Source organism: Rhizobium sp. IBUN, from assembly GCF_000510625.1.
Taxonomy (GTDB): domain Bacteria; phylum Pseudomonadota; class Alphaproteobacteria; order Rhizobiales; family Rhizobiaceae; genus Rhizobium; species Rhizobium altiplani.
On sequence record NZ_AZNV01000018.1, the window covers coordinates 49,840 to 72,255 of the forward strand.

20 protein-coding genes are annotated in these 22,416 nt (G+C 60.2%); 7 read left to right on the forward strand and 13 right to left on the reverse strand.

All coding sequences use genetic code 11. The annotated features are described in order from the left end of the window. Positions 1 to 63 precede the first annotated feature (63 nt). Both RHIBUN_RS0117465 and RHIBUN_RS0117470 read left to right on the forward strand, forming a co-directional pair. Entirely contained in the window at positions 64 to 741 is a 678-nt protein-coding gene (locus RHIBUN_RS0117465) for an FCD domain-containing protein (protein ID WP_025660511.1), read from the forward strand. A gap of 25 nt (positions 742 to 766) precedes the next feature. Continuing rightward, positions 767 to 1,552 carry an SDR family oxidoreductase gene (locus RHIBUN_RS0117470; protein WP_025660512.1) on the forward strand — a complete coding sequence of 262 codons (786 nt, stop codon included), beginning with the start codon at positions 767 to 769 and terminating at the stop codon, positions 1,550 to 1,552. A gap of 33 nt (positions 1,553 to 1,585) precedes the next feature. Here RHIBUN_RS0117470 and RHIBUN_RS0117475 read toward each other — a convergent pair whose 3' ends face one another. The 5 genes from RHIBUN_RS0117475 to RHIBUN_RS0117500 form a co-directional block, all read right to left on the reverse strand. Further along, the gene (locus RHIBUN_RS0117475) at positions 1,586 to 2,188 is read right to left on the reverse strand and encodes a HupE/UreJ family protein (RefSeq protein ID WP_025660513.1); all 603 of its coding nucleotides are present in this window, start codon (positions 2,186 to 2,188) and stop codon (positions 1,586 to 1,588) included. A gap of 113 nt (positions 2,189 to 2,301) precedes the next feature. Then, positions 2,302 to 3,180: a copper homeostasis membrane protein CopD gene (copD, locus tag RHIBUN_RS0117480; protein WP_025660514.1), complete on the reverse strand. Its 879-nt coding sequence runs from the start codon at positions 3,178 to 3,180 to the stop codon at positions 2,302 to 2,304. Next, entirely contained in the window at positions 3,177 to 3,545 is a 369-nt protein-coding gene (copC, locus tag RHIBUN_RS0117485) for a copper homeostasis periplasmic binding protein CopC (RefSeq protein WP_025660515.1), read from the reverse strand. Before copC ends, copD begins: the two co-directional genes overlap by 4 nt. 67 nt (positions 3,546 to 3,612) lie before the next feature. Further along, on the reverse strand, positions 3,613 to 4,131 hold the full coding sequence (locus RHIBUN_RS0117490) for a copper chaperone PCu(A)C (protein WP_025660516.1): 519 nt from the start codon (positions 4,129 to 4,131) through the stop codon (positions 3,613 to 3,615). Between the two features lie 713 nt (positions 4,132 to 4,844). Beyond that, positions 4,845 to 5,711: a WecB/TagA/CpsF family glycosyltransferase gene (locus RHIBUN_RS0117500; protein ID WP_245271678.1), complete on the reverse strand. Its 867-nt coding sequence runs from the start codon at positions 5,709 to 5,711 to the stop codon at positions 4,845 to 4,847. A gap of 269 nt (positions 5,712 to 5,980) precedes the next feature. Between RHIBUN_RS0117500 and RHIBUN_RS0117505 the strand changes: the two genes are divergently transcribed. Beyond that, positions 5,981 to 7,117, forward strand: a complete 1,137-nt coding sequence (locus RHIBUN_RS0117505; RefSeq protein ID WP_245271683.1) for a glycosyltransferase family 2 protein — start codon at positions 5,981 to 5,983, stop codon at positions 7,115 to 7,117. Positions 7,118 to 7,138: 21 nt separating this feature from the next. On the opposite strand, the gene RHIBUN_RS0117510 is transcribed toward RHIBUN_RS0117505, so the two are convergent. Then, the gene (locus RHIBUN_RS0117510; RefSeq protein ID WP_245271679.1) at positions 7,139 to 7,597 is read right to left on the reverse strand and encodes a winged helix DNA-binding protein; all 459 of its coding nucleotides are present in this window, start codon (positions 7,595 to 7,597) and stop codon (positions 7,139 to 7,141) included. A 149-nt stretch (positions 7,598 to 7,746) separates the two neighbouring features. On the opposite strand from RHIBUN_RS0117510, the gene RHIBUN_RS0117515 reads away from it, so the two are divergent. Together RHIBUN_RS0117515 and RHIBUN_RS0117520 are read left to right on the forward strand one after the other, a co-directional pair. After that, positions 7,747 to 11,379 (forward strand): hydantoinase B/oxoprolinase family protein, encoded by a 3,633-nt coding sequence (locus RHIBUN_RS0117515; RefSeq protein WP_025660521.1) that lies wholly within the window; start codon positions 7,747 to 7,749, stop codon positions 11,377 to 11,379. A gap of 398 nt (positions 11,380 to 11,777) precedes the next feature. Then, positions 11,778 to 12,791: a hypothetical protein gene (locus RHIBUN_RS0117520; RefSeq protein ID WP_245271680.1), complete on the forward strand. Its 1,014-nt coding sequence runs from the start codon at positions 11,778 to 11,780 to the stop codon at positions 12,789 to 12,791. On the opposite strand, the gene RHIBUN_RS0117525 is transcribed toward RHIBUN_RS0117520, so the two are convergent. The 7 genes from RHIBUN_RS0117525 to paaN all read right to left on the reverse strand — a co-directional run bounded on the left by RHIBUN_RS0117525 (position 12,784) and on the right by paaN (position 21,065). Next, positions 12,784 to 14,844, reverse strand: a complete 2,061-nt coding sequence (locus RHIBUN_RS0117525) for a 3-hydroxyacyl-CoA dehydrogenase NAD-binding domain-containing protein (RefSeq protein ID WP_025660523.1) — start codon at positions 14,842 to 14,844, stop codon at positions 12,784 to 12,786. The genes RHIBUN_RS0117520 and RHIBUN_RS0117525 overlap by 8 nt on opposite strands. Before the next feature lie 4 nt (positions 14,845 to 14,848). Further along, entirely contained in the window at positions 14,849 to 15,550 is a 702-nt protein-coding gene (locus tag RHIBUN_RS0117530; protein ID WP_025660524.1) for an ABC transporter ATP-binding protein, read from the reverse strand. Beyond that, complete coding sequence (locus RHIBUN_RS0117535) at positions 15,537 to 16,322, reverse strand: ABC transporter ATP-binding protein (RefSeq protein WP_025660525.1); 786 nt, start codon at positions 16,320 to 16,322, stop codon at positions 15,537 to 15,539. Before RHIBUN_RS0117535 ends, RHIBUN_RS0117530 begins: the two co-directional genes overlap by 14 nt. After that, positions 16,319 to 17,281 carry a branched-chain amino acid ABC transporter permease gene (locus RHIBUN_RS0117540; protein WP_037217037.1) on the reverse strand — a complete coding sequence of 321 codons (963 nt, stop codon included), beginning with the start codon at positions 17,279 to 17,281 and terminating at the stop codon, positions 16,319 to 16,321. The genes RHIBUN_RS0117535 and RHIBUN_RS0117540 overlap by 4 nt, the downstream gene beginning before the upstream one ends. Further along, positions 17,278 to 18,150 (reverse strand): branched-chain amino acid ABC transporter permease, encoded by an 873-nt coding sequence (locus tag RHIBUN_RS0117545; protein ID WP_025660527.1) that lies wholly within the window; start codon positions 18,148 to 18,150, stop codon positions 17,278 to 17,280. The genes RHIBUN_RS0117540 and RHIBUN_RS0117545 overlap by 4 nt, the downstream gene beginning before the upstream one ends. 66 nt (positions 18,151 to 18,216) lie before the next feature. After that, positions 18,217 to 19,365 carry an ABC transporter substrate-binding protein gene (locus RHIBUN_RS0117550; RefSeq protein ID WP_025660528.1) on the reverse strand — a complete coding sequence of 383 codons (1,149 nt, stop codon included), beginning with the start codon at positions 19,363 to 19,365 and terminating at the stop codon, positions 18,217 to 18,219. Positions 19,366 to 19,406: 41 nt separating this feature from the next. Beyond that, entirely contained in the window at positions 19,407 to 21,065 is a 1,659-nt protein-coding gene (gene paaN, locus RHIBUN_RS0117555) for a phenylacetic acid degradation protein PaaN (protein WP_025660529.1), read from the reverse strand. Positions 21,066 to 21,167: 102 nt separating this feature from the next. On the opposite strand from paaN, the gene paaG reads away from it, so the two are divergent. Beyond that, complete coding sequence (paaG, locus tag RHIBUN_RS0117560) at positions 21,168 to 21,962, forward strand: 2-(1,2-epoxy-1,2-dihydrophenyl)acetyl-CoA isomerase PaaG (RefSeq protein WP_025660530.1); 795 nt, start codon at positions 21,168 to 21,170, stop codon at positions 21,960 to 21,962. After that, positions 21,959 to 22,408 carry a hydroxyphenylacetyl-CoA thioesterase PaaI gene (gene paaI, locus RHIBUN_RS0117565; RefSeq protein WP_025660531.1) on the forward strand — a complete coding sequence of 150 codons (450 nt, stop codon included), beginning with the start codon at positions 21,959 to 21,961 and terminating at the stop codon, positions 22,406 to 22,408. The genes paaG and paaI overlap by 4 nt, the downstream gene beginning before the upstream one ends. Positions 22,409 to 22,416 lie beyond the last annotated feature (8 nt).

The window sequence follows — 22,416 nt, forward strand, 5'->3', positions numbered from 1 at the left end:
AAAGCGGCAGTTGTCAAGATAAGGCCAACATATTAGGCTTTCTCGAAAACGGAGGTACGCACTGTGGAGTCAGTCAATCGTGCTTCGGCGGTCGATGACGTCGTCCGGCAGATCCGGCGTCTGATCCGCGAGCGAGGGCTCGGTGTGGGCGATGTCCTGCCGAGCGAAGTCGAGCTCGCCGCGATGTTCGATTCCAGCCGAAATACGGTGCGTGAAGCCTTCCGCACCTTAAAGGCCTATGGGGTCGCCGAATCCAGACAAAAAGTCGGCGCCGTCCTGACAGACCAGCATCAGAACGCCATGCGCGATCTCTTTTCCTTTGCCATGGAGATTTCCGTCGATGCCTTCCGCGACATCCAGGGCTATCGGCGACTGACGGAAATGAACCTGTTCGATCTGCTTGCCGAGCGTCTGACGGGTGAGGCTCTTGCCGAGATGGAAGCAGTCAACGCAGCCATCCTGATGGCGGAGGACGCCGAGCGTGCCTCCGAGCTCGATTTCCAGTTTCACCGGCTGCTGGTGGAAGCGGCCGGCAATCGCACATTGTCGGAAACCTATGGAATGCTGAAGCCTGTGATACAGCGATTGATGCTCGCCGGAAAATCGCATCGACTGACTTTGGAGGCGGTTGTGGCCGAGCACGGCGATATTCTGGAGGCTCTGCGCTGTCGCGACCGGATTGCTTTTGTCTATCACATGGATCGGCACCTCAGCGCCGGTCTTGAGTTCATTGTTGAATGAGTATGCCGAACAGTGGGAGAGGCTGATGGGAGAATATGCCGGCAAGATCGCAATCGTTACTGGGACAACCGGAATCGGACGCGCGATCGCATTGCATCTGGCGCGAGATGGCGCAGCCGTTGCCTGTCTAGGCATCGATGAAAAGGCGAACACCAGGCTTGCGGAGATCGGCGTGGAGGACGGTCTGGCCCTGCGCGTTATCCGAACGGATGTTTCCGCCCCCGCAAGCGTGGCTGACGCCTTTGCTGAAGCCGTCGCAGCCTTTGGTGGCGTGGATATCATCGTCAATTCGGCGGCGGTGCACCCTTACGGCAATGCCACCGATACGCCCTTCGAGACGTTCATGCGCTGCATGGCAGTGAACGTCGGCTCGATCCATCTGACAGCCGAGCATGGCGTGCCCGAGATGCGCAAGCGCGGCGGTGGCGTGATCGTCAATATTTCAAGTGTGCAAGGCTTTGCGTGCCAGCCTGGTGTTTCTGCCTACGTCGCTTCGAAAGGGGCGATCCACGCATTGACGCGAGCGATGGCGATCGACTTTGCGGGAGACAATATACGCGTGGTGTCGATCAGCCCCGGTTCGGTGCGCACACCTATCCTGGAGCTGGCGGCACGCACATTCGAAGGAGAGGATGCCGATATCGATGCGGTGTTTCGGCGTTTCGGAAAGGCGCATCCGATTGGCCGCATTGCCGAACCCGAAGAGGTGGCCGCACTTGCGGCCTTCCTGGCGTCGGACAAGGCCGCGTTCATTACCGGATCGGATCACCGTATCGACGGCGGTCTGACGGCCGGTATCGGGGTGCGCTGAGGGCGTGCCCCTCTTGGCCGGGCAGCCGATTTGCTAGATGAGGCCGGTAAACAGCCCGATGCCGGCGAGTGCCGCCGTGCCGCCAGCCGAGCGCATGACGATTGAACCCTGCCGTTCGCTCATTTTGGCGAGCAGATAGCCGAGGGCTATGCCGGCAATGTGCAGTGTCGCCGTTGCCAGCATGAAGCCTGCCGCATAGGCAACGCCACCTGCAGCCGCGGGCATTTCGGAGCCGTGCGCATGTCCATGAAAGACAGCAAAAAGGCCGACGACACCGGCTGCGATGGCGAGCGGAGCGCGGATGTCCAGCGCGACGACGGCACCAAGGACGATCACGGAAAAAGCAATGCCGGCTTCGACAAATGGAACGGAAATTCCCATCATGCCGAGTGCGCCGCCGATCGCCATGACCGAGACAAAGGTGGTCGGCACGAGCCACAGTGCACGGCCGCCGAGCTGACAGGCAAGAACGCCGACGAGGATCATCGCGAGAACGTGATCGAGCCCGGAGACCGGATGCGTGAAGCCGTGGGCGAACCCAATTGTCTGGCCAGTGCCGGTGTGGGCGAAGGCGAGCGATGGAGCAAGGACGCAAACCGCGAGCGCGGCGCTAAATCTGGAAATCTTTGAAAACATGGGAGGCCCCTACGTTGTGCACGTTGTCCCGAAAATGGCACGCGGGATCAGGGGGATAAAGCGAAAAGATCAGCGACACCGTCATTTGACGTAGTTGTTTCACATCGAGCCGCTCAGGTCGGCTGCAGCATGCCAAACACGGCGACAAGGCCAAGCACTGTAAGACCCAGGGCTATTTCGGCGCCAGTCGCCCACTTGAGGGGCTCGAGCGACGGGTTGCGAGCAAGCCTCGGAACAAGAAGGTAGCGATTGCCGATCGCAAGCGCAATCAAGGCTAACACAATCAGGATCTTGGTGCTGAGCAGAAGCTGATACTCGAGCTGCCAGTCCAGCGGAGCAGATCCGACAATCAGTGCTGTATTGATGATGCCGGTCGTGATGACGAGTGCCACCGCAACATGGCCGGCACTCGAAAACCGCATCAAAGCCGTCCGTGCGTCCTTCTGCCATCGGGTATCTCTCAATAACGGCAGGGTGACGACGATCGGGACCAAAGCGCCGAGCCAGGCGCCACCCGACAGGAGATGAACACCGTCGTTGAGACGATGCATCATGCGTAACCAGCCGCTGTGCATCGCGGCATGGCCGCTGAGCGTGAGGCTGACGAGCAGCAAGGCGGCGCTCACCGCGCGGGCTCCGTGTCTGAAACGTCCCGTTACCAGGCAAGACACGATCAACAGTCCGGCGGCACCAGCCTGGGCAATCCAGGCCTGCCCGACATTGGTCCCTGTAAGGACGGAAGATAACACTTGCGGCGCGAACGCGTCGGCCCAGCCCTCGCCGATCGCAGCCGCTCGCAGCGGGAGCAGGAACGCGGTCGTGCCGACGATCAGAAGCGTTGAGAGGCCATAGCAATGACGGAGCCGTCGGCTAACCTGCGCCGCAAGATCTGCCGGCGCAATCCAGCAGAGATAAGCTGATGCGCCCCACAAAAATATGGCGGAACCATAGAAAAGGAAGCGGCACAGGACGAGTGCGGCGTCAGGTGTCACGGCTTGACCGTGAAGCCGTACGTGCCCGTGGTCTTATGGCCGTCCGTCGAAAGGACGTGCCATTCCACTTTATAGGCGCCGGGGCTGAGCTTTTCCGAAAGCGGAACCATCAAGGTCTTTCCGTCATCCATCAGCATGGCGTCACCGGTCTTCACTGAGGCCTTGTCCGGGCCGATGATCTTCGCGCCGGAGAACTTGAGATCCAGCTCTTCGGAAAAGTGCAGGTCGAGCTCGTCGGGAGAGACTGCGACCGTTGCCTCGTCGGCGGGCACGGCCTTGGTCAGATGAGCATGTGCAAAGGCCTGCCCGGCAAAGACGACGAGTGCAATCGCCGACAGTGCGGCAAAGCGTGAATGTTTGGACATGTTTCTATCTCATATTCTGGTCACGGTTCTGATGCGGTAGCGCATGCGAGCCTGCTGGTCGCCGCCTCTACTGTGGCTTGGACATATCCATGCCGCCCATATCCGAGTGGCCATCCTTTGCGGACGCATTCGTCCCGCCAGCGCTGCCGACGGTAAACTCGACATCGACCGGTCCCGCCTTCTCGAAGGTCAGGGTGGCCTTGATCGTTTCCCCTTGCTTGAATGGCTGCGCAACATCCATGAACATGATGTGGAAGCCACCTGGCTTCAGCTCAACTGTTTGGCCGGCGGGAATGACGAGGCCGCCGGCGACGGGGCGCATGGTCATGACGCCGTTGTTGACGCTCATCTGATGCACTTCAGTTTTTGCCGCCCGATCGGACGTGATGCTGACGAGCCTGTCATCGGCCGAACCGGTGTTGGTCAGGTTCATGTAGCCACCGCCGACCTTGGCGCCCGGCACCATGGCTCGAGTGCGGGGGTGGGCGATATCGATGGCGCCCACCTTCACGTCATTGGCGGTAGCGATTGCAGCAAAAAAACCGGCAAAGATCAGGCCCGTCATGAGGATGATTAGTTTTTTCATAATGGCTATTCTCGATTTGGCCGTCGCGTTGAGGCTGACGATGATCGTGCGCCCATCCTGCGATGTGCCTGGATATAAGAAGAATGCAAGTTGCCCGTGACCTCGGTCGACCTCTTGGGGGGCGACTGACAATGGCACTAGCGCTACGGTGTCGACCGCGACGCGGCCTATCCAAAAGCAGGAGGTTGGGGTGGCGCTCTTGGCCCTTTGTTGGGCGGGCGCGGCTCTTCGCGCCTTCCCTCAACCATTGTCGGCGGAGTGGTGCGGGTACCGATGCGAAGGACTGCGATCTTGATCGCGTCGGGCAAAGGCAGAAGGATCGACGGCCCGATCCGACACGCCTCGCAGCCAGGGACATGCGACTTATCATGTTGATCGGCCGCGTGTTTGCTGCCGTCGGCGCAGATTACCGGCAGAGTGCCGTCTGGCAGAACGTATTCGGCGAACTCCGCGGCGGCCAAGGCGCTACTCGTGATGCCCGTTTCTTGATAGGCGAAGCCAGCAAACAAAAGTGCGATCGCGCAGATCACCCGCACGAGCCACTCTGTCAATCTCGAACCGACGACACTCACCTGCGCCTTTGCTCCTCCCGTTGGCAAGAAGCTCTACGGCAGTTTCCCGCAAACCTCAATGCGGCAATTGGACGGCAGGTGTTGTCGGGAGGACCCCAAATTGCCTGGCTGGCGCCGTTGGATGCTGTCATCGTTGGTGAGCTACGAAGGATGCTTCCGCGCGCGGATGACGAGTTCCTTCACGAAGAGCTGGGTGAGCGGCGCCACCGCAAACGCGTATCGCCGCCAAAGCCTCTTGGGGTCGGACGCCAGCCGGTGCGCCCATTCCATCCCCGCGCGGCGCATCCATAGAGGCGCACGCTTTTGTGCTCCAACGAGAAATTCCAATGAGGCTCCTATGCACAATCCAACTCCACAAGCGTCTGGTCGCTGAGCCAGGGCGTAAGCGATTTTTTCCGATTGCGGGGACCCAATCGCGATGAACACGAAGCGTGCCTTCTCTGCCGCAACGAAGTCGACGCATGCCTGCAGCGCATGGGGATGATGCAAGACACCTGATGGAGGCACCATGCTTCTAAAGCGAATTCCAGGATAAGCGCTTTCCAGGTCGCGCACGATTTGAGGGTTGGCAGCGATCAGGGTTATCAGGTCGCCGTCCTTGATCACTGTCTTGAATAGTCGTGCGGTTAGGTCCGAGCCTGTAACAAGAGGCAGGCCGAGCGAAACGGCGTGTGATAAGGTCGAAATCGGCTTGCTGTCGCAAAGCGACATCCAGGCTTCGTCGTAGTACGGAGCGAGCTGGCGGTTTCCGCTGAGGCGGACCACGTGATCAACGTTGGGTGTGACGATGTAGCGGAATTTAGTCGAACCGTCGCTATCCGTGACAAGTCTGACGGCCGCATCCTGACCGATGTTATCGAACGGTGCGCCAAGAAAATAATGACGATGCCCTCGACTGACGGGCACATTTCGAGCGAGAGAATAGTCCAATATCGCCATGATCTCCCCGTGCAGATTGAGTTGCCGGACGAGCGCTTTTCCGGCTGCGGTAGCGCGCAAGCCAAGCATTTGATTTTGTGCTCGATTTACAGACTACGAGATCGCCGCAATGGCGCAATTATCCCGCGTTCAGCAATTGGGCGTATCCGCGAGGAGACGGCGGATCGGATGTCACCAGAAAGAATTACGCAGAAAGAACTACGTCGTGATTGTGGGATGAATGGAGTGATACGTGATATTATTGGAGAACAGAATGACGAGCAAAGAGGAATACTTTGTTGTATATGGCAATACTGTTCGCTTCCGCGATCTTGTCCTTCCTACTTGCTGTTCCGATCATGGTGTTTGCGATCGAATGCTTGGCCGGAAGCTTGCTTGCAGGCAAAGCCCCGACAACGGCCATAGCGATCCGACCCGCGGTAGCGGTTCTTGTCCCGGCACATGACGAAAGTTCCGGCATCGCCGAGACAGTTCGCAATATCAGGCGGGAGATGAGGCAGGGCGATCGGCTCGTTGTCGTTGCCGATAACTGCAGTGATGATACGGCTGACATCGCCCGCGCCGAGGGAGCAGAGGTTGTCGAGCGCCAAAACCGGCTTGAGCGGGGAAAGGGGTACGCACTGGATGCGGGCATTCGATATTTGAGCCAAACACCACCGAAAATAGTCGTCGTCATCGACGCCGATTGCCGCATTGGCAGTGGAGCGCTGGATCATCTGGTGAGCACTGTCGCGACAAATAGACGTCCAGCACAGGCTCTCAACCTTCAAATTGCCCCTCCGGGTTCAGGTCACAAACTCGCGGCCGCGGAATTCGCCTATCTGGTCAAGAACCATGTTCGTCCTCTCGGACTCTTGCGACTTGGTTTGCCCTGTCCACTCATGGGAACCGGCATGGCACTCCCGTGGTCGCTGCTCGAGGATGCGAGGCTGGCAAGCAGCCATCAGGTTGAAGACGTGAAGTTCAGCCTCGACCTGGCACGACAGGGGCATACCGCACGGTTCTGCCCGCAGGCGCTGGTAACGAGTTACTTCCCTCACTCAAAAGAAGGCACGGAGACGCAGCGCAGGCGGTGGGAGAGTGGCCATCTTTCGATGATATTTCATGCGAGCAAAGCTGTCATACAGCCCGCAAACTGGACGAAGTTCGGCTATATGGTCCTGCTCTTCGATATTCTTGTGCCACCCCTCACGCTTCTCGGTGCTGCGACGTTTGCAATGACGTTGATCTCAGGCTTGCTGGCCTTGATCGGTGGTCCAACGCTACCCTTTGCGGTTGCGCTAATAAATTCGATGATACTCTTGTGTTCGGCTGGCCTTGCGTGGGCCGTACACGGCCGTTCCGTTCTTCCGTTGCGAAACCTGGCGCAGGTGCCACTCTATGCCATGTCAAAGATCAGGCTCTACCCCAATATCGCGGCCAGAAACGACGTCTGGGTGAGGACCGACCGGGAAAGACGGGACCATACAGGCTGACCATCGTTATCGCACATCGTCTTATAGACTGACGGCACTACGCGCAGCTTGATCGTACTGACCGGAAAGGAGCCGCATCAGCGCCGCGAACTGGCTGACAGCGTCTTCATCGAGTGCCAACGACGTCACTGCGGAGACTAGAAGTGCTTCGCGCACTTCATGGTAACGCCGGCAGATCCTTTCGCCCTCGTCGGTGACCCGTATCGTCTTTTCCTTGCCGCGGCGGCCGCTTTCGACCAGGCCAAGGGATTGCAGCTTCTTGACCGCGTAGGTCACGACATGCGTGTCTTCTATGTTGAACATGACGGCGATGTCGGCGAGGGTTTTTTCGCGGCTGCGATGATTGGCGGCATGCAGGATGAGGACGTCGGTGGACTGAAGACCCGGCGCGCCTGCTGCGGCCATGCATCTGATGATCCATCGTTGAAAGGCATTCCCGGCAACGGTCAGTGCAAATTCCATCTCTGACAGCGCCGGCATCGCCCCCTCTGCAAGATGAGACGCCGACACGACTGGCCCGATGGAATGCTTGCCACTTTTCATATTTGCGTCACTCACGATTTATCGATATTTTATCGGCAAATTATAGCAAATTGGATTGTTTAGAAAGAGCTGTAAAGGTGGTGGCAATGAGTGAAGGAGCCTGGGATTTCTGGATCGATCGTGGCGGCACCTTTACGGACGTAATCGGGCGCGCTGACGATGGCAGTCTCCACGCCCGCAAGCTGCTGTCGGAAAACCCGGAAGCTTATCGCGACGCGGCGATTCAAGGCATTCGCGATCTTTTGGGCATCCGGAAGGAAGAAGCAATCCCGTTCCAGCGCATTGGCGATATTCGAATGGGTACGACAGTTGCCACGAACGCCCTTCTTGAACGCAAGGGGGACAGGGTTCTCCTTCTCATCACCAAAGGGTTTCGCGATGCCCTGCAGATCGCCTATCAGGCGCGACCCGATATTTTCGCAAAGGAGATCATTCTTCCTGAGCAGCTCTATGAACGGGTCATTGAGGTTGACGAGCGAGTTCGCGCGGACGGCTCCATCGAGGCTGAACTCGACCTCGCGACAGTGAAGGACAAGATCGAAAGGGCCAAATCCGACGGGATCGATGCGGTCGCTATCGTCTTCATGCACTCCTGGAGGTATCCGCGGCACGAGGAAGCGATTGCCGACCTCTGCAAAGCAATTGGATTTCGACAAATCTCCGTCAGTCATCAGGTCTCTCCCCTGGTCAAGCTCGTTGGACGAGGGGATACGACCGTCGTTGACGCCTATCTCTCTCCGATTCTGTCGCGCTACGTACAGCAGGTCGCTGCCGAACTCGGCATCGACAAGTCAAACGACAGCGCGCCGCGACTAAAGTTCATGATGTCATCCGGCGGATTAACCGCGGCTGATCTGTTTCAGGGCAAGGACGCGCTTCTGTCAGGGCCGGCGGGTGGCGTGGTCGGAATGGTGGAAACCGCCAAACTGGCAGGCTTCGACAAGGTCATCGGTTTCGACATGGGCGGTACGTCAACCGATGTTGCTCACTACGACGGCGAGTATGAGCGTGCGTTTGACACCGAAGTTGCGGGCGTGCGTGTCCGTGCGCCGATGATGCGAATCCATACCGTCGCTGCAGGTGGTGGCTCGATCCTTCACTTTGAGGCCGGTCGCTTTCGCGTCGGCCCGGATTCTGCGGGTGCCAATCCTGGCCCGGCCTGCTATCGCCGGGGTGGTGATCTGGCGGTGACCGACGCAAACGTCATGTTGGGAAAGTTGCAGCCGGACCTGTTCCCGGCGATTTTCGGCCAGAACCAGGACGAGCCGCTCGATGTAGCAGTTGTCCGCGAGAAATTCGAGATCCTTGCCGCCGAGGCGGGCAGCGAGCTTACCCCTGAAAGCGTGGCTGAAGGGTTCGTCAAGATCGCCGTCGAGAACATGGCGAATGCGATCAAGAAGATTTCGGTCCAGCGTGGCTATGACGTCACTGGCTACCTGTTGAACTGCTTCGGTGGCGCCGGCGGCCAACATGCCTGTCTTGTGGCCGATGCGCTTGGCATGTCGGCCGTCCTCATCCACCCGTATTCGGGCCTCTTGTCGGCATACGGTATGGGGCTTTCGACCGTGTTTGCCTCCCGCCAGCAAGCATTCCTGCAGCCACTGTCCGAACAAGTCAGAGCCGAGATTGACGAGTTGATCGCTTCCCTTAGCGGTGAGGTCTCTGGGGAACTGATGGCTCAAGGGGTTGCAGAAAACGCGATCGATTTCAGGTCCGTCTTGCACATACGCTATGACGGAACCGATACGACGCTGCCTGTGAACTTCGAAGAAGGATCGGTTGACCGCGCAAAGAGCGATTTTGAACGAGCTCACAAGGCGCAGTTCGGTTTCATCTATGACGCAAAGAATATCGTCGTCGAGTCAGTGGGCGTTGAAGGTACCGATAGAAGCAATGCCACGTATGGCGAAAGTGACCGTGCAGTGGATCGCCGGGTTGCCGCTCCGCGCGAAAGCCGGAATGTCTTCGTTGAGGGGTCATGGCAGGATGCTGGTGTTTTCCGACGAGCCGATCTGACGCCAGGGTCCCTGATCACCGGCCCAGGACTGATCATTGAAGCCAATCAGACGATTGTCGTGGAGCCAGGCTGGCAAGCGCAGATCACGTCCAAGGATCATGTGCTGTTGCGAAGGACCGAGAAGAAGCAAAACGCCGCGGCATTGGGAACCGATGCGGATCCGATCATGCTGGAGATCTTCAACAATCTCTTCATGTCGATTGCAGAGCAGATGGGCGTGACGCTGCAGAACACCGCTTACTCGGTGAACATAAAGGAGCGGCTCGATTTCTCTTGTGCGGTTTTTGACCGTACCGGGGCGCTCGTCGCCAACGCTCCCCATATGCCAGTGCATCTCGGGTCAATGGACCGTTCGGTCGAGACCATCATTCATTTGAACCGGGGCAAGATCCGTCCCGGCGACGTTTTCGCATTGAATGCACCTTACAATGGTGGCACTCACCTGCCTGACATAACGGTCGTCACGCCTGTTTTCGATGAGATCGGACAGGACATTCTGTTCTATGTCGCGTCTCGGGGGCACCATGCCGACATCGGGGGAACCGCGCCAGGGTCCATGACGCCGCTTGCTACAACGGTGGACGAAGAGGGAATTCTCTTCGATAACTTCAAACTCGTCGATCGGGGTGAGTTTCGCGAGACAGAACTCTACGATCTTCTGACCCGACACCCTTATCCTGCCCGCAATCCGCAACAGAACATCGGTGATATCAAGGCGCAGATAGCATCGAACGAAAAGGGTGTGGTAGAGTTGCGCAAGATGGTTGTGCATTTCGGGCTGTCCGTCGTCGAGGCATATATGGGGCATGTCCAGGACAACGCCGCCGAGAGCGTGCGCCGGGTCCTGGAACGTCTGCCCGATGCCTCCGAGTATGAATATCCCACTGACACCGGTCAGATCATCAGGGTCAAGATTACCATTGACCGGACCAAGCGTGAGGCGACGGTCGATTTTACCGGAACGTCAAAAGTTCAGAAGAACAATTTCAATGCCCCTGAACCTGTAACACGAGCCGCCGTGCTCTATGCCTTTCGCGTGATGGTCGAGGACAATATCCCAATGAATGCCGGCTGCCTGAGGCCGATCAGAATCGTCATTCCAGACGGCTGTATGTTGAAGCCCGCTTATCCTGCCGCTGTCGTGGCCGGCAACGTCGAGACCTCGCAGCATGTGACGAATGCGCTTTTCGGGGCCATGGGAGCAATGGCCAACGCTCAGGGGACCATGAACAATCTGACCTTCGGCAATGAGCGCTATCAGTATTACGAAACGATCTGCTCGGGGTCGCCGGCGGGCCAGATGAACAATGGGCGCGCATTTGCTGGCACGTCCGGTGTTCATACCCACATGACCAATTCCCGGCTGACGGATCCCGAAATACTTGAACTCCGTTTTCCGGTCCTGCTTGAAGACTTTCATATCAGGCAAGGGTCGGGAGGTAGGGGAAAATGGAAAGCTGGAGACGGCACGAAACGGACGATCCGCTTTCTCGAACGCATGGAATGCGCAATCCTGTCGTCTCATCGCAACCGGCCGCCAAAGGGTGGCAATGGTGGCTGCGAAGGGGAGGTTGGATCCACAACAGTTCGACGTCTTGATGGGCGTGTTGACACGCTGAAGGCTAGCGATCAGACGGTCTTGGACGTGGGCGAGGCTGTGACGGTTACGACCCCCACTGCAGGTGGTTTCGGCATGCCCTAGCCGATAGGCTACCGATTGCAAGCATTGCCTGCCTGGCGCTTTCGCCCATGCGTTAAGGCAGCCGGAACCGGTACCTCCTTAGGCGGTCAGCCGGAAAGCTTACGCTTCGTTTCAAGAGACGCACTTCTCAATGGTTCCTGCCTGCTCCATCCTGCCGCTGGCAAGACGCAGTCTTGGGGCTGGTGGACAAAGGTCGACTGGGGGAAAGATCGATGCACATGAAACGATCTTGGAACAAGCTTCGCCGGCGGGATGCTCTCAAGCTTGCGGCATTGGCTTCGGTGGCGATGGGAGCGCTGGCATTCAGTAGAACGAGGCGGACAAGTGCAAATGACCGCCCACTCTTCCCTGGACCTCCTTTTTTTGTAAAGGGTGTCTACCAGCAGCCCATTGAGAAGATGGCGGAATGGCGTGACCGTGGCGTAAACACCATCTTCACGGTAAACGGCGGCGGGAACTATATCACATGGACGAACGAGGCAATGAAGCAGGGCCTTTATATCGTTCGTGCTCCAGCCGGTGTCGACGATAAATACCGAGTCATTGACCGGGCGGCATTCGAGCAGGATGTCCGCAATCCCTTTCTTCTGGCAATTGCCCTCGTTGACGAGCCCTCAAATCTGAAGCCTGGCGGTGCAGGCATTACCTATTATGACGTGATGGTGCCACCTGCGGAGGTTGATGTCGCTGCCCAGGAGTTGTCTGGTGGTGGAAAACCCCTCTGGATCAACCATATCGGAGCCCACATCAACAATGTTTACCTCGAAAAAATCATGAGCGATTACGCCGACAGTCCTTATATAGATTGGCTCGCGCAGGATAGTTATCCTGTCGCATCCGGCTGGGATCTGGTCCTCGATCTTGACGATTACACTTCCACACCGCAGGGTCACTCGATCGATCGGTTGCTGCGATGGAGCGGTGGGCGGCCGCAATTCTCTTTCTTGGGCGTCACCAAGTATAACGCCGACGTGGGCCGAGACACGACGCCGGAGGAGTTTCGCCTGCAGGCCTGGTCATCGATCATTCACGGTGCGACGGGCCTCATCTACTTCTCCTTCATGTTCTCGCCGCAGTTTTCCTATGACGCGACGCCGGAAAACCTCGTTGCCGAAATCAAGATGCTTCACGCGCAGATCGACGAGATCGAACCCATCCTGATGGACAAAGACAAGGGCGGTCGTCGTCCCTGGGTTCTCCTGAAGTCGGTGCACGGCGAGGCCAATGACCCAACGTCTTTGCCGTATCCCTTCGAGGCCTGCTCGATCAAGACCGATCGCGGCGAGTACAAGATCATCCTGAACCTCGCGAACGAGCCGGCTGAACTGACCTATGAGCCCTGGGGTCTCGCCAAGGTCTCGTTTTCTCCCTATCAATGCAAACGAGGATATTCCGCCAAGGAAATCATGTAGATGTGGACACGAACTGACCACCTTCAGCGCATCTGCGCAGGAGATCAGACGGCGTTTCGGCAAGGCCCTCTGCGGCGAGTCCCTCGAGTCTTGCGGCGATTTCGGCAAGTCCGCGCCCTTTTGCATAATGCATCAAACCGCCGCGCCAGCGCGGGAAGCCATATCCGTGGATTTCCACGAGGTCGATGTCCTCAGCTCTTAACGCCACCTTCTCGTCGAGGATCTTAGTGGCCTCGTTGACCATCGGCAGGACGATGCAGTCGATGATGCTGGCTTCGTCCCACGCTCGCTGCGGCGTTTCCCGGGCTTCCCCGGCAATGATGTCGGCGACGATTTCCGAGTGTCCGGGCGTGCGATCGCCCTTCGCGTAGTCGTACCAGCCGCCACCGCTTTTCTGGCCAAAGCGTTCCAATGCGCAAAGCCGTTCCGCGATTGGAGCGAAGGGGGTCTCGCCACGGGCACGCGCCGCCTTGCGTTGGAAAGCGGCAATGTCGAGGCCGCCAAGGTCCTGTGCCTCGAAGGGCCCCATGGGCAATCCGAAGCTGCGCATCGCTGTATCGACCGCCTGTGGCGTCGCGCCAGCCAGCAACAGCCGTTCGGCCTGGGCGCGCGTAACTTTCAGGATCCGGTTGCCGATAAAGCCATCGCAGATGCCGGCGCGCACAGGGATCTTGTTCAGCATCCTCGCAAGTGCAAAGCCCGTTGCGAGGGTCGCGGGTGCGGTATGAGCAGTCGGTACGATTTCCAGCAGCTTCATGACATGTGCCGGGCTGAAGAAGTGCAACCCGAGGAAGCGCTCCGGGTGCCTGATGCCTGCCGCGATCTGATCGGGATTAAGGTAGGACGTATTGGTGGCAAGCACCGCATCGGCGCGGCAGACCGTCGAAAGCCTGCTGAAGACCTCGCGCTTCACGTCGAGATCCTCAAACACTGCTTCGATGACGAGGTCGGTTGCGGAAAGCTGGCTGTAGTCGGTCGTTCCTGTTACGCCGGCCAGGCGGGCTGCCGCAACGTCTGGACTGATCTTGCCGCGCTTGACCGAGCCTTCGAAGATCGAACGCAGGTTGGAAAGGCCGCGCTCGACCGCAGCCTCGTCCCGCTCCACCAGCGTCACCGGCAGGCCCGCATCACGAAGGGCGGCCGCAATACCTGCGCCCATCGTGCCGCCGCCGATGACGGCGGCAGAACGGATCTTTCGGGGCTCCACGCCTGCAAGCTCAGGCGGCCGGGGCGCTGCCCGTTCTGCGAAGAAGACGTGGCGCAGGGCTGCGGCCTGGGGTGAGCCGCGCAATTCGAGAAATGTCTGGCGCTCGAAGGCCATCGCGGTGTCGAAATCGGCCTCCGCCGCCTTCCTTACGCAGGCGAGCGCGCGAAGCGGCGCGTCCTCGCGTTTGGCGCGGCTGGCGACCGCCCTTGAGGTCGTTTCCCAGAACGTCGCGTCGACGGCCGGCACGCCGCGCTGGCGGAGTGGAAGCGGCAGGGACTGATCGATGGCAGAACGCGCAAAGTCGATCGCCCCCTTTTCCAGATCACCCTCGACAACAGCATCGATCAGCCCCTGAGACCGCGCCTTCGGCGCCGCCACGGGCGTACCTGTCGTGACCATCTCGGTTGCAAGCGCCGGTCCGATCAGCCGTGGCAGGCGCACGGTACCCCCGGCACCCGGAACAATGCCGAGGCGGACTTCGGGCAACCCGACGCTTGCCGACGGCACGGCTATGCGAAAGCGGCAGCCGAGCGCCACTTCGAAGCCACCACCAAGCGCGCTGCCATGAATTGCGGCAACCCACGGCTTGGCTGCCGTCTCGATACGAGCGACGAGGTCGGGAAGGTGAGGGGGCATCGGCGGCTTGCCGAATTCGTTGACATCGGCGCCGGCAATGAACGTCCGTCCGTCGCAGATCAGCACCACTGCGCGCACCGAAGGATCGGCGTCCAGCGTCTCGGCCGCATTCCACAGGTCCTGCCGCACTGCCTGCGACAAGGCGTTCACGGGCGGGTTGTCGATGGTGACGATGGCGATGTCGCCGTTTCGTTCGATGGTCACGGTCATGATGTCAAATTCCCAGGTAGGCTTCGCGAATTCGTTCGTCGGCAATCAGGTCCTGAGCTGGTCCCGACATTGTAATACGGCCGGTCTCCATCACATAGCCGCGGTCGGCAATCGACAGTGCGCCAAAGGCGTTCTGTTCGACGAGCAGCACGGTGACGTTGAGTGCACGCAGGCCCTTCACCACCTCGAAGATCTGGGCGACGAGGATCGGCGCCAGTCCCATGCTTGGCTCGTCGAGCAGCAGGCAGGAGGGGCGGGCCATCAGGGCACGCGCAATCGCAAGCATCTGCTGCTGGCCGCCGGACAGGCCCCCGGCCGCCAGATTGCGTTTTTCGCGCAGCACCGGGAACATGACGAATGCCTCCTGCATGTCCCGTTCAACCTTGTCGTCCGAGAACAGGAAGGCGCCGAGGCGCAGATTTTCCTCGACGGAGAGGTTCGTGAAGATCTGCCGTCCCTCGGGCGATTGTGCAAGACCGCGCGCCGGGCGGCGATAGGCTGGAACACTGTTCAGGCTCTCGCCGCGAAACACTATGGAACCTGATGACACCGGCTGTATGCCGGAAAGGCAACGCAGAAGCGTCGTCTTGCCAGCGCCGTTCGCCCCAACCACGGTGACGATTTCGCCGGAGCCGACCTCAAGATCAATGCCGTGCAGAACCTCGATGCGGCCATAGCGGGAGCGCAATCCTTCAACCGTCAACATCAGCCGCCTCCACCGCTTGCGCGCCAAGATAGGCTTCGATGACCCGCGGGTTGCGGGCGACCGCTGCCGGTTCTCCTTCTGCGATCTTCTCGCCGTGATCGAGCACCACGATATGGTTCGAAATGCGCATCACCATCTTCATGTCGTGCTCCACAAGCAGAATGGAAACGCCCTCAGCCGCGACCTCGCCGATCAGGTGATCGATCTCCTCCGTCTCGACAGCGTTGCAGCCGGCAGCCGGCTCGTCGAGAAGCAGCACGCGTGGTTGCAAGGCAAGCGCGCGGGCGATCTCCAGCCGTTTCAGCGCGCCGTAGGACAAGGAGCCCGCAGTTCTCTCGGCTGCCTGGGCAAGGCCCACACGCTTAAGCAGTTCGCGGGCTCCGGCTTCCGAGGCCTGGCTTCTCAGGCGCGAGCCCGGGAGCCCGAGGAGATCGGCGAGAATGGATCCCCGTTCGTGCAGGTGATGACCGACGGTGACATTCTCCAGCACCGTCATTGTCTGGAATATCTGCAGGTTCTGGAACGTGCGGGAGAGACCGCGTTCGGCGAGCAGATGCGGCCCGAGGCCAGTGACATCCTCCCCTGCGAGCAGGATACGCCCGCGGCCTGGCAGGTAGACGCCCGAAATCATGTTGAAGAGGGTCGTCTTGCCGGCGCCGTTCGGTCCGATCACCGAGACGATTTCGCCCGCCTTCAGGGAAAAGCTCACATCATTGACGGCACGCAGGCCGCCAAAGTCGATCCCGAGGCCTTCGACTTGAAGCAGGCTCATTCTCCCCTCCCTCTGATCAGGCGCGCAAGGCTCGGAAGCAGGCCGTCGCGCATGAAGATCATCACGAGCATCATGATGAGGCCGAGCACGAGCTGCTCATATTCCTGAAAGACGGTCAGGACCTGAGGCAGCGTCGTCAGGATGGCGGCCCCGAGGATCGCCCCGACGACAGAACCCGCACCACCGAGAACCGCCATGGTGACGAGCTCGATCGAATGCATGTAGCCGGCAACATCCGGGGTGATGAACTTGTTCTGCAGCGCCAGCAGGGAACCGGCAACCGACGCATAGACGGCGGAGATCACGAAGGCCCTCAGCTTGTATTTCGCGACATCGACGCCGACGGTGCGGGCAGCGACCTCCGAGCCATGAAGGGCGCGCAGCGCACGCCCGGTCGGGCTGTGAAAGAGGTTGAGTGCGAGCCAGGCGCCGATCAGCATGATGAGACCGGTAAAGGCATACCAGAAGACCGGGTTCGACATGTCGAGACCGAGTGACTTCAGGAGCGGCCTCAATCCGAGGTCGGCAACAGCAATGCCGTCAGGACCACCGGTCAATCCCGCTTCATTGGCAAGCACCATGGCAACCAGGGCACCAAGTCCGAGACTTGCGACGGCCAGGTAGTACCCCTTCAGCCGCAGGATAGGCCGTCCGACCAGCCAGGCGACAAGGGCGGAAAGCACGGCGCCAAGGATGACGGCCAAGGCTGGATGCAGACCGATGTGGAGAGGCGCAAGCGCACAGCTGTAGCCGCCGATCCCGACGAAGCCGGCATGGCCGAGGCTGATCTGGCCGGCATATCCGGTGAGGATGACAAGACCCGTCACCGCAAGTCCGTTGACGAAGATCAGCGAGCCGACGCGGAAATAGTAGGAGGAGGGAAACAGGAATGGCAGGGCGACGACGACGAGCGTCAGCACAAGCAGCGCGGTGGTTTTCGAGGACAGCTTCATCGTCATACCCGATCCGTGACTTTGCGGCCAAAGATGCCCTGCGGCAAGGCGAAGAGGACGGCAAGGATGACGATGAAGGCAGCCGCGTCCTTATATTGTGAGCTTATGTAGCCGGCGGTCATTGCCTCGAGGACGCCGAGAAGCAGGCCTCCCACGAGAGCTCCCTTCGGGTTGCCCATCCCGCCCAGCATGGCGGCGGCAAAGCCCTTGAGCGCCAGCGAGATGCCGACATCATAGCTGGTCAGCGTGATCGGCGTGACGAGCACACCTGCCAGGGCGCCGATCGCGGCCGAAAGCGCGAAGCTCAGCGTCATGATGTAGCGCGTGTTGATGCCGACCAGTTGCGCGGCAATGCGGTTATTGGCTGTCGCCAGCACCGCGCGGCCGGTGAGCGTCTTGGTGAAGAACAGCCAGAGGCCAATGAAGACCATGAGCGCGCCGGCAACGACCCACAGGCTCTGCGGCAGGATCGTCGCGCCGCCGATTGCGATCGGCGTATCGCCCGAGAAGGCGGGGAAGCGATGCAATTGCTTGTCGAAGGCGATCTGCGTCAGGCCGCGGATGAAGATCGAGGCGCCAATCGTGATGATGATCAGGGACACCACGGGGGCACCGCGCGCGGGCTCGATGGCGAGCTTGTTGAGCGCGACCCCGATCGCCGCCGTCACGAGGATGGCAAGGATCGCCGCCAGCGGCAGTGGAATGCCCGCCTGATAGGAAAAGACGGTGATCATGCCGCCGAGCATGACGAATTCGCCCTGGGCGAAGTTCACGACATCGGATGCGTTGTAGATGATGGTGAAGCCGAGGGCCACCAGCGCGTAGACCGCACCGACCGTCACCCCGGACAGCAGAAATTGCATGAACTCGGCCATGGCTGCCTCCCTTTGCACCGCGCCTGATCGGGAGCGTCACACGCTCCCGAAAGCACGGTTCAGCACTTAGTCGACGATCTTCCAGCTACCGTCACGGATCTCCAGCATGCGGAAGGCCGTGAGATCGAGTCCGAGGTGATCGTCCGCCGTCATGGTGACGGTTCCGGTCGTTCCGACGAGGCCCTTCGTCTGCTCAATGGCTTCGCGAATGGCTGCGGGATCGGCTTTGCCCGCACGGTTGATCGCGTCGACGAGGATGCGCAGCGCGTCATGCGCATAGCCACCGAAGGTCGATACCGGCTTGCCCGTCGCTGTTTCGAAGCTCTTCTTGTAGGCGGCAACGACCGCGCGCTGCGGATCGCTTTCCGGCAGGAGGTCGGCCACCAGCAGGGCGGTACCCGGCAGGCGAATGCCTTCGGCCGCACTTGCGCCAGCCAGATCGATGAAGCCGTTGGAGGCGACACCATGCGACTGATAGAGCGGCAGACCGACGGCAAGCTGAGCGTAGTTGCGGGTGACGATTGCCGGACCCTGGCCGAAGCCCGGGTTGAGGATTGCCTGCACGCCTGACGTGTTCTTGATGTTGGTGAGCTGCGGGGTCATGTCCGCATCGCTCGGCCCATAGGTTTCGTCTGCAACGACCTCAATGCCATAGTCGCCAACGATGGCCAGGCACTGCTTGTGCATGGAGGCGCCGAAGCCGTCGGACCCGGAGATCATGCCGATCTTCGTGAAGCCCTTCTTCTTCATGTCGTCGAAGATCTTTGCGCAGGCCATACGATCGGTATGCGGCGTCTTGAAGGTATAGGGCTTTACCGGGTCGACGATTTCGATGGCGCCAGCAAGCGAAATGAAGGGGATCTCGGCATCTTCGGCAACCGGGATGATTGCCATCGAGGTGCCGGTGGTGGTGCCGCCAATGACCGCGGTGACTTCGTCGTCCTCGACCAGACGCGTTGCGAAGGTGCGTGCCTTGTTCGGATCGCCGCCATCGTCGTAGATGACGAGCTCGAGCTTCTCACCGAGAACGCCGCCAGCCGCATTGATCTCGTCGACCAAGAGCTTCAGCGTCTTGGCTTCAGGGTCGCCAAGGAACGAGGCGGGTCCTGTTTCCGAGACAGTCGCTCCGATGCGGATGTCGGCAAGGGCTTCGCCGGCAAAGCCAAGCGCAAGCGCAAGCGTACCCGCGAGCGCGGTGGTCATCGCAAATTTCATGTCAGTCTCCTCCCAAGAGAACAAAGGTTAGGTCAAAGTCGTCACGCCGCCTTCGGACGGCGCCACATGACGGTTCGGAAGCGGTTGGCCACGAAGGCCGCGTCTGTCAGGCTGGCATTGCCGGCCGGGTTGGCGCCGGTGACGTGGAAATCACTGAACGCAGCACTCTGATTGACGAAGATGCCGCCGGTCAGATTGATCGAGAGATTGACGCCCGCCCTGGCGAAGGCGTCGACAGCAGCGTCGATGCGGCTGCTGTCGGTGTCATAAAGTGCCGCGGTGATCGCACCTTTCCGGCGGGCGAGGCTTGTCGCCTTTTCGATGCCCCCGGCAACATCCGCAACGGCGACGATGAAGGCGATCGGACCGAAGCGCTCTTCCTCATGCGCATCCGTCTTGTCGGTATCGACGGCAAGGACGAGGGGCGTTGCCGTGCGGGCGTCGCCTGTCGTGAGCGAGGCAGAATCGCGAACCAGGGTTCCGAGGCTACGGGCGGTCTCGATGCGCTTAAGCGTCGCCGGGTTGGCTATCGCGCCGCAGACGCCGGCCGCGCGTGTGGGATCGGCAAGAAGGTCGTCGATCGCAGCGGCAATTGCCTTTGCTACGTCGTCGAAGCTCTTGTGGCCCTCATCGGTCTTAATGCCGCTCCTTGGAACGAAGATGTTCTGCGGGGCGGTGCACATCTGGCCGCTGTAGAGCGAGAGAGAAAAGGCGATGTTGGCGCACATGCCGGCAAAGTCATCGGTGCCGGCGACGACAATCGAATTGACACCAGCCTCTTCGGTGTAGACCTGAGCGTCTCCGGCATGCTTGCGCACCCAATCGCCGAAGCTGTTCGAGCCGGTGTAGTCGATGAGCTGCACCGCATTGTTCTCAACGAGATCGCGGGTGATTTCGGCGCCCGGCGCATCGGCTGCCAGGAGCGCGATATTGGCGTCAAATCCCTCTTCGGCAAGCACCTGGCGAATGACCGAAACCGTGATCGCCAATGGCAGGATTGCGCCCGGATGCGGCTTGACGATGACGGTGTTGCCGGTCGCGAGGCTGGCAAACAGGCCTGGATAGCTGTTCCAGGTCGGAAATGTCTGGCAGCCGATCACCAGCGAGATCCCGCGCGGCACGATCCGCCAGTGTTTTTCCAGAACGATCGGCTCGGCCTTGCCCTGCGGTTTGGTCCAGATGGCCTGAGCCGGCGTGCGGGTCATCTCTGCGAAGGCATAGGCAACGGCTTCGAGGCCGCGGTCTTGTGCATGGGGTCCGCCAGCCTGGAATGCCATGGCAAAGGCCTGTCCCGTTGTGTGCATGACGGCATTGGCGATTTCGAAGCTGATGCGATTGAGGCGGGCCAGAACTTCGAGGCAGATGCCGACGCGGGTCTTGACCGCCGCATCCGCCCATGCGGGTGCCGCAGCCTGCGAGGCGGCGATCAGCGTGTCTGCATCTGCAGCCGGGTAGGTGATGCCGAGCGTCGGGCCAAATGGCGAGACTTCCGCGCCGACCTTCGTCGTCTCGGGATGGCCGGGCAAGGCAAAAGGCTTGCCGAGCCGGGCATTGTAGGATGCCAGGCCATCGTCCTTGGCGGTTTCGCCATAGATCTTGCCGCTTGGGATTTCAGGATAGGCCGACCAATAACCGCGTTCCTGCGCAGCCTTCAGGGCTGCGGCAAGGGTTGGCTGGTGGCGGTCGAAAAGGGCATCCATTCACATGTTCCTCTCATGCTGTGGATTTATAATTGACCGGCCGGTCGGTTTATGCAAGAGTTTTTTCATGAGCCGCCCGATCCTGGCGGAACTGGAGGAAACATGTCCGAATCCGACACCGTCCAATCGGCATTTGCCGATGGCGTCCTTACGTTGACGCTCAACCGTCCAGACAAGCTCAACGCCTTCAATGAAGAAATGCACCTGGCGCTCAGGGCAGGCTTCGAACGTGCGCATCAGGATGCATCCGTTCGGGCTGTGCTTCTGACCGGCGCCGGTCGCGGCTTCTGCGCGGGGCAGGACCTCGGCGACCGCGATCCGCGCAAGGGTGGGGCGGCCCCCGACCTTGGACGCACGATCGAGCTTTTCTACAACCCGCTGATCCGGCTGATCAGGACACTGGAAAAGCCCGTCGTCTGTGCCGTCAACGGCGTTGCCGCGGGTGCGGGCGCCAATATCGCGCTTGCATGCGATATCACTCTGGCGGCGCGCTCGGCGCGTTTCATTCAGGCCTTTGCCAAGATCGGCCTCGTACCCGATTCCGGCGGCACCTGGAGCCTGCCGCGGCTGCTTGGCGAAGCGCGCGCCAAGGCGCTGGCACTGACCGCCGAGCCGCTCGACGCGGAAACGGCGGCAAGCTGGGGGCTGATCTGGAAGGCGGTCGACGATGCGGCACTCCTCGATGAAGCCAGGACCCTTGCCACCAAACTTGCTGCCGGACCGACAAAGGGTCTCGGCATGACCAAGCGCGCGATCCAGGCAGCGGCAACCAATTCGCTCGATGAGCAGCTTGAGCTTGAACGCGATCTGCAGCGCGAAGCTGGACGCAGTGCCGACTATGCCGAGGGCGTCGCCGCCTTCCTGGAAAAGCGCAAGCCGGAGTTCAAGGGACAATGACCGACAGGATCATTCTCACGGCCGAGGAGCTTGCGAACGCCTGCGCAGACGCCATGTGGCGCGACGACAATGCCTCCCGTCACCTTGGCATGGCGATGGAACGTGTGGCACCCGGCATGGCGGTCATTTCGATGGTCGTCAAGCCGGCGATGACCAACGGCCATGGGACCTGCCACGGCGGATACATCTTCACGCTGGCCGATTCCGCCTTCGCCTTTGCCTGCAATACCTACAATCAGCGGGCCGTCGCGCAGCATTGCTCGGTTACCTACATTGCACCGGCCTTTGCCGGCGATCGCTTGACGGCAACCGCGCGGGAGGTTTCACGGCGCGGGCGTGGCGGCATTTACGATATCAACGTGACCAATCAGAACGGCGAGCACATTGCCGAGTTCCGTGGCCATTCGCGCACCGTCAAGGGCACCCTTTTGCCGGAAGAGGCGTAAAGCCGCCG

Excerpts from the sequence above, each read along its gene's own strand:
- RHIBUN_RS0117490 (WP_025660516.1), bottom strand. The coding sequence starts at position 4,131 with ATGAAAAAACTAATCATCCTCATGACGGGCCTGATCTTTGCCGGTTTT.
- copC (WP_025660515.1), bottom strand. The coding sequence starts at position 3,545 with ATGTCCAAACATTCACGCTTTGCCGCACTGTCGGCGATTGCACTCGTC.
- RHIBUN_RS0117550 (WP_025660528.1), bottom strand. The coding sequence starts at position 19,365 with ATGAAATTTGCGATGACCACCGCGCTCGCGGGTACGCTTGCGCTTGCG.
- paaN (WP_025660529.1), bottom strand. The coding sequence starts at position 21,065 with ATGGATGCCCTTTTCGACCGCCACCAGCCAACCCTTGCCGCAGCCCTG.
- RHIBUN_RS0117535 (WP_025660525.1), bottom strand. The coding sequence starts at position 16,322 with ATGAGCCTGCTTCAAGTCGAAGGCCTCGGGATCGACTTTGGCGGCCTG.
- RHIBUN_RS0117510 (WP_245271679.1), bottom strand. The coding sequence starts at position 7,597 with ATGCCGGCGCTGTCAGAGATGGAATTTGCACTGACCGTTGCCGGGAAT.
- RHIBUN_RS0117520 (WP_245271680.1), top strand. The coding sequence starts at position 11,778 with ATGGCGGAATGGCGTGACCGTGGCGTAAACACCATCTTCACGGTAAAC.
- RHIBUN_RS0117475 (WP_025660513.1), bottom strand. The coding sequence starts at position 2,188 with ATGTTTTCAAAGATTTCCAGATTTAGCGCCGCGCTCGCGGTTTGCGTC.
- RHIBUN_RS0117515 (WP_025660521.1), top strand. The coding sequence starts at position 7,747 with ATGAGTGAAGGAGCCTGGGATTTCTGGATCGATCGTGGCGGCACCTTT.
- paaG (WP_025660530.1), top strand. The coding sequence starts at position 21,168 with ATGTCCGAATCCGACACCGTCCAATCGGCATTTGCCGATGGCGTCCTT.
- RHIBUN_RS0117540 (WP_037217037.1), bottom strand. The coding sequence starts at position 17,281 with ATGACGATGAAGCTGTCCTCGAAAACCACCGCGCTGCTTGTGCTGACG.
- RHIBUN_RS0117525 (WP_025660523.1), bottom strand. The coding sequence starts at position 14,844 with ATGACCGTGACCATCGAACGAAACGGCGACATCGCCATCGTCACCATC.
- RHIBUN_RS0117530 (WP_025660524.1), bottom strand. The coding sequence starts at position 15,550 with ATGTTGACGGTTGAAGGATTGCGCTCCCGCTATGGCCGCATCGAGGTT.
- RHIBUN_RS0117505 (WP_245271683.1), top strand. The coding sequence starts at position 5,981 with ATGGTGTTTGCGATCGAATGCTTGGCCGGAAGCTTGCTTGCAGGCAAA.
- RHIBUN_RS0117500 (WP_245271678.1), bottom strand. The coding sequence starts at position 5,711 with ATGCTTGGCTTGCGCGCTACCGCAGCCGGAAAAGCGCTCGTCCGGCAA.
- RHIBUN_RS0117545 (WP_025660527.1), bottom strand. The coding sequence starts at position 18,150 with ATGGCCGAGTTCATGCAATTTCTGCTGTCCGGGGTGACGGTCGGTGCG.
- paaI (WP_025660531.1), top strand. The coding sequence starts at position 21,959 with ATGACCGACAGGATCATTCTCACGGCCGAGGAGCTTGCGAACGCCTGC.
- RHIBUN_RS0117470 (WP_025660512.1), top strand. The coding sequence starts at position 767 with ATGGGAGAATATGCCGGCAAGATCGCAATCGTTACTGGGACAACCGGA.